This is a genomic window from Glutamicibacter sp. NPDC127525 (assembly GCF_042672105.1).
Lineage (GTDB): Bacteria > Actinomycetota > Actinomycetes > Actinomycetales > Micrococcaceae > Glutamicibacter.
In genome coordinates, this window is sequence record NZ_JBHXVN010000014.1 from 1 (window position 1) to 5041 (window position 5041).

Sequence of the window (5041 nt, forward strand, 5' to 3'; positions counted from 1 at the left end):
TGAGGGTGTGGGAGAGTAGGTCACCGCCGGACTTAACTTGAGTAGATGGTTTGAGGCCCTGGTACCGTTTGGTGCCGGGGCCTCACCTGTTTAACGGGAAGGGGAGGGGGAATTGGGCAGCTGGTGCTGCTTGGTTCCTCCTCCCCTCCTGCTTTAACGACCAGTGCGTCCAGGGTATTTGTGTTGGCCAAGGTTGCCGGCGAGCTCAGTTGCTTGCACCGGATGACGAGGGCCAGGTTACCCGAGAATTATTCACTGGAGTTCTTATCCAAATTGAAGATCAGGTTGTCGGCCCAGCCAGCCTTGCTGAGCCATATTTGTTCCCTGACGGGTATCGACTAAAAATGCCAGCTGGTCGACTGCGTAATTTGAGTTTCAGGCACCAAGGCGACAGCTCCGTTTCGGAAGACGATTCCCGCAGTTGCACCACATTCACCTGCCGGCGTGCAATGGTGAGAGCAACTGGCAACCATAGGTCTCGGCGTAAGGGGATTCGACCGACCAAGGGAACCAAGACTGCGAGAATTCACCGGGTCAGGCCAATGAACGTCATTGTGGACCTCGTCTTGGAAAGACTTGAAAGCAATAGATACTGTCATTCACCGCCTGAAGGCACCGGTGTCATGTTTCTGAAGACGCGGACGCTTACGGACAGTAGATGCTTTGACTTCTGGTGGACAACATGACGGACACAGGCGGGCGTGGCTGCTGACCACTGACGTGCAGCACGTTGAAGCCAGCCGTATCGGAATCCTGCCTCGATATCGAGGGATTGCGCAAGCACATTTAAGCATTCTCAAGGTCGTTGGTGAGGATCGCGCAGCATGATCCTTCAATTGGATTCACGAGTATCTGACTGCGTTGCATGCCGGGATGTGTACTACTATCGACAGCTCGCGAGTGGTCCAAATTCCAGAATGCCCATCACGCTGTCCCGAGATACCCGTTGGAAGAATTGCCGTCCGGTATCTCAGCTTCTTTTCACCAAGAGTCTGAGGTACCGGACTATCTTGTCTTTTTCCCCACTCCAAGATGCGTGTGACTGCGATTACATGGATGTCGGGGTTGAAGCACACCATGAAAAGTGAGCGGCAAACCTCTGATGCAGTTAGGAATATCGGAGGAGCAGCATGCGTACTAGCCAGACAAGTCAAAACTTGAAACGTGGTTTAAGCACACGGCACATCAGGTTTATCGCTCTAGGGTCTGCTATTGGCACAGGCTTGTTCTATGGTTCCGCAAGCGCCATTCAAATGGCTGGGCCAGCGGTGCTGTTGGCATACATACTCGGTGGGGCAGTGGTGTTCATGGTGATGCGTGCGTTGGGAGAAATGGCAGTCCGCAATCCGACCTCCGGCTCATTCGGAAGCTATGCCACTGAATTCGTTGGACGCTTTGCTGGCTTTGCAACCGGGTGGACCTACACGTTTGAAATGTTTGTGGTGGCCCTGGCTGACGTGACGGCTTTTGGCGTATATATGGGTTTCTGGTTTCCCAACGTCGAACGATGGATCTGGATCCTGGCAGTTGTTTTCTTCATTGCCGCCGTGAACCTGCTCTCGGTCAAAGTCTTCGGCGAACTGGAATTTTGGTTCTCCTTGATCAAGGTCGTCGCTATCATGGCAATGATCGCTGGTGGCGTTCTCGTAATCGTCTTCGGGTTGGGCAACCAAAGCGAAGGAGCTGCAGGTCTATCCAATCTCTTTGCTGGCGACGGCTTCATGCCGCATGGTGTCTGGGGCATTCTCGCTTCCCTGACCATTGTCATGTTTGCCTTCGGCGGCACCGAAGTGATCGGCATTACCGCTGGTGAAGCGCAAAACCCGCGTAAAGTCATTCCGCAGGCAATTAACTCTGTGCCAGTGCGCATCTTGCTGTTCTACGTACTCACGCTCGGTGTCATCATGTGCATTCAGCCGTGGAACACGATTGATGGTAGTGAAAGTCCATTCGTTTCGATCTTCTCCAGCATCGGCTTCTCGTCAGCAGCAAATGTCCTGAACTTCATCGTCATCACTGCGGCACTCTCAGCAATCAACGCAGACATCTTCGGCGCGGGACGCATGATTCACGGTATGGCCAAACAAGGCCAGGCGCCACAGGTATTCACGAAGACCACGGCTAACGGGGTCCCATGGGTGACTTCACTATCGATGATCGGCGCATTGCTTATTGGTGTAGTGCTGAACATCTGGTTCGAAGATGAGATCTTCTTCCTCATTGCTGCATTGGCTACTTTCGCCACCGTCGTTGTTTGGTCGATGATCCTGATCTCTCATATTCGGATGAAGCACCGGATAGACAGAGATAATCTTGAACCATCTGCATTCCCAGTTCCGCTTTGGCCAGTGGGTAGCTACTTGGCGCTGGCCTTCATGATCTTCGTGATCATCTTAATCGGCATTATTCCGGATACGCGTAGTGCACTCATTACCGGTCTAATCTGGGTGGCAATCCTGGGCGTCTGTTATCGACTATTCGTCAGAGGAAAAGCTCTTCAAGCAGAAATCCAAGCAGCGCAATCGAAAGAAAATGCAGCAGCTGAACGGTCTTAGCCCGATAAATAATAGGGCAATGACGTATGCCGGCCCCGGACTGGCTGGCCATGAGGGTGCAAACGCAGTTTTGAACCGAGCTACTAGTAAATTGCCAAGTCATCAAGTTCGGCAAAGACCCTCAAAAGCCGTAGTCTCAGGTAAATACTTGCACGCAACGATCCGTGGAGATAAAGATGGCCGCTTCCCATGCCGGATTTCTAGATGCCCTCAGCGCGGCATTACCAGAGAATGCCATTGAAACAGCGGGCCCGCTGCTTCGAGAAAACTCTAGAGACTTCGGTCAGTTGTCGGGGGATCCCATTGAACCGCTGGCCGTGGTTTTCGCCAGTTCCGTAGCGGATGTACAACACGTTCTACGCTTGGCTAGCGAATACAAGGTACCGGTCATTAGCCGCGGTGCCGGCACAGGTGTTTCTGGTGGTGTACACGTACTAGGTGATGCCGTCGTCTTGAACTTGAGCAAGATGAATAGAATCCTAGAGATCCGCCCGGAAGATGAGGTCGCTGTGGTTGAACCTGGCGTCATCAATCATCAGCTGAACGAAGCCGTTTCCGAATTCGGCCTCATGTACGCCCCGGATCCTGCTAGCTACAAGATGTCTACAATTGGCGGCAACATCGCAACCAACGCGGGAGGCCTGCGGTGCGCGAAGTATGGCGTGACCCGAGAAGCAGTGCTCTCCCTAGACGTAGTATTGGCAGACGGCCGACTAATCCGCGTTGGCAAGAATACGTTTAAGGGTGTAGCAGGGTATGATCTCGCCGCACTTTTCACAGGGTCAGAGGGCACGCTGGGCGTTGTCGTTCGCGCAGTTCTCCGATTGCGCTATCTCCCGGTAGACGAGCGAGACATAGCTCTATTGTTCCCCAGCCTGGAAGAAGCAGTCGAGGGCGTTCAACTGATTGCCAAAGCCAGAATTCAGCCTGCCATTTTGGAACTCATTGATCATTCGACTCTGCTCATTCTTGATGAACAGTACTCGACGAATTACGCAGGTCACGGCGGTGCCATGCTCTTGGCTCGACTGGATGGCTATGGCGCCGAGCGTGAAGAAACCGCTCTCCGCAGTGTTTTCGCAGACCGCAATGCCCAGCTAAGCAATTCGGCAGATCCGAGTGCTACGCAACTGATCGAAATGCGCCGAACCAGCCGGGGTGATACTAAAGACGATGCTTACCGGACTGGAGAGGATGTCGCGATTCCGAAAAGCAAGATGCTTGAATACGTGCACCGCGTTCAACGGGCTGCGCGGGACGAAAACGTAAACATGCGGATGATTTCGCATGTAGGGGATGGCAATCTGCATCCGACGTTTTCTGTAGAACCGGAAGACGGCAACGAGCCACTAGCGAGGCTTGACCGTGCAGTTGAAAGCTCCGTACGTATTGCACTGGAACTGGGCGGCACAATTACTGGCGAACACGGTGTCGGGCTGATCAAAAAAGATTGGTTGCAATGGGAACAAGCAACAGAAGTGATCGAACTCCAACAGCAGATCAAGAACCTTTTGGACCCGTTGAATATCTTGAATCCTGGGAAAGCTATCTAATGGTCTTAAGCTGCGAGGCCCGGCTAAGGACTTGGCGGCAAAGAAAAGAGTAGCTATGCCGGGCATTGATGAGAATTCTGCAGGGTGTATAGTGAAATGGTTGTAACCACGGGATATAGCGCAGCTTGGTAGCGCGCGTCGTTCGGGACGACGAGGTCGCAGGTTCGAATCCTGTTATCCCGACACACAGCTAAGGGGGAACTTCGGTTCCCTCTTTTGCATTAAGCAGTCGTCTCAGCACGCAGTGACAGGTCAAGTGGACCTGCCTCCTTCGGCGGCAATTTATCGGCTGACGTGTAGCGAAGCTCAGGTCTGTTACAGGCATTTCAATAAACGAGCTGCAGATCACTCGAGGATATTGCCCCAGGATGTGCGATCCGTGAATTTTTTAGGTATAGTTATATCTCGTGCTAAGGCGTTCAGCGCAGATCAGCTTCGGCTGCTGAAGCAAATGAATACCAAGTCACATTGGGATATGGTGTAATTGGCAACACAACGGTTTCTGGTTCCGTCATTCTAGGTTCGAGTCCTGGTATCCCAGCGCTTCACCAAAGAGATTTGGTGAGCTGAAGATTAATCTTCAGCATACGGCCCCATCGTATAGCGGCCTAGTACTCCGCCCTCTCACGGCGGCAACACGGGTTCGAATCCCGTTGGGGTCACCAAAGCAAAAATCGCGAAACTTATGTTTCGCGATTTTTTTATGCCCAAAAACCGAGGATTCTACGGAACCGACAGCGGCTTCCGCTGATACCTCCTTAAGCAGGGTAATCCGTCAGTAATGTAACGGCGCAGAGTTGCAGGTCTAGCGCGGGTGAGGGGAAACTGCCCGTTGAGCCCGTTGAGCCCGTTGAGCCCGTTGAGCCCGTTGAGCCCGTTGAGCCCGTTGAGCCCGTTGAGCCCGTTGAGCCCGTTGAGCCCGTTGAGCCCGTA

Annotated in this window: 3 protein-coding genes and 3 tRNA genes; 5 read left to right on the top strand and 1 reads right to left on the bottom strand. The window is 53.0% G+C overall.

The features are described 5' to 3' along the window. The first annotated feature begins 1130 nt into the window (after positions 1 to 1130). From ACFVHU_RS18525 to ACFVHU_RS18545, 5 genes are all read left to right on the top strand, one after another. A complete protein-coding gene (locus ACFVHU_RS18525) occupies positions 1131 to 2555 on the top strand; it encodes an amino acid permease (protein WP_388026053.1) in 1425 nt (474 codons plus the stop codon). 176 nt (positions 2556 to 2731) lie between these two features. Next, positions 2732 to 4108 (top strand): FAD-linked oxidase C-terminal domain-containing protein, encoded by a 1377-nt coding sequence (locus ACFVHU_RS18530; protein ID WP_332504510.1) that lies wholly within the window; start codon positions 2732 to 2734, stop codon positions 4106 to 4108. Between the two features lie 109 nt (positions 4109 to 4217). Then, a tRNA-Pro gene (locus tag ACFVHU_RS18535) sits at positions 4218 to 4291 on the top strand. A 286-nt stretch (positions 4292 to 4577) separates the two neighbouring features. After that, positions 4578 to 4649, top strand: a tRNA-Gln gene (locus tag ACFVHU_RS18540). 48 nt (positions 4650 to 4697) lie between these two features. Next, a tRNA-Glu gene (locus tag ACFVHU_RS18545) sits at positions 4698 to 4773 on the top strand. Between the two features lie 58 nt (positions 4774 to 4831). Here the strand turns inward: ACFVHU_RS18545 and ACFVHU_RS18550 are convergent. Continuing rightward, on the bottom strand, positions 4832 to 5041 hold a 210-nt coding region (locus ACFVHU_RS18550; RefSeq protein WP_388026056.1), incomplete at its 5' end, for a hypothetical protein.